The sequence below is a fragment of the Deinococcus pimensis DSM 21231 genome (assembly GCF_000519345.1).
GTDB lineage: Bacteria > Deinococcota > Deinococci > Deinococcales > Deinococcaceae > Deinococcus_A > Deinococcus_A pimensis.
Map to the genome: position 1 here is coordinate 410,534 of NZ_KI912633.1, position 641 is coordinate 411,174.

General features: G+C 75.5%; 1 protein-coding gene. It reads right to left on the reverse strand.

The annotated features are described in order from the left end of the window. Positions 1 to 641, reverse strand: a 641-nt coding sequence (locus DEIPI_RS29200; protein ID WP_045233818.1) for an iron-containing alcohol dehydrogenase, incomplete at both ends; no start/stop codon positions are given.

A 641-nucleotide genomic window follows, 5' to 3' on the forward strand; every position in this document is an offset into this window, starting at 1 on the left:
GTGCACCCCCGCCGAGCCGAACCCCACGCCCGCCATCGTCGCGGCGAGCATCATCATCCCGCGCGCCTCCACGTCCGACGCGTCCCGCACGGCCCGGCGCAGGTACCGCCCGCCGAACCCGATCGCCCGCGCCGACCACACGTCCGCGACGGGATTGCTGCCCTGGTACGGCGGACGCTCCCCCGGCGACGCCGGACGCGGACGGGACGTGAACGGACGGCACAGGAACGACTCCACCGCGTGACACACCACGTCCAGTCCCGCCGACGCCGTCACGCCCGCCGGGGCGGACAGGCTCAGCTCCGGATCCACCAGCGCCTGCGACGGCCGCAGATACCGGTGCGAGATGCCCGTCTTCACCCGCAGGTCCGGCAGGTCCAGCACCGCCACCGTCGTCGCCTCCGACCCCGAACCCGACGTGGTCGGCACGGCCAGCAGCGGACGCAGCGGACCCGGCGGCGAGCGGCCCTCCCCGACGGGCGCGTTCACGTACGCCATCACGTCCCCACCGTGCGTGGAGACGAGGTTCGCGACCTTCGCCGTGTCGATGCACGACCCGCCGCCCACCGCCACGAACCCGTCCGCGCCCGACGCGCGCGCCGCGTCCGCCGCCTCCCGCAGCGACGCGAGCGTCGGCTCCA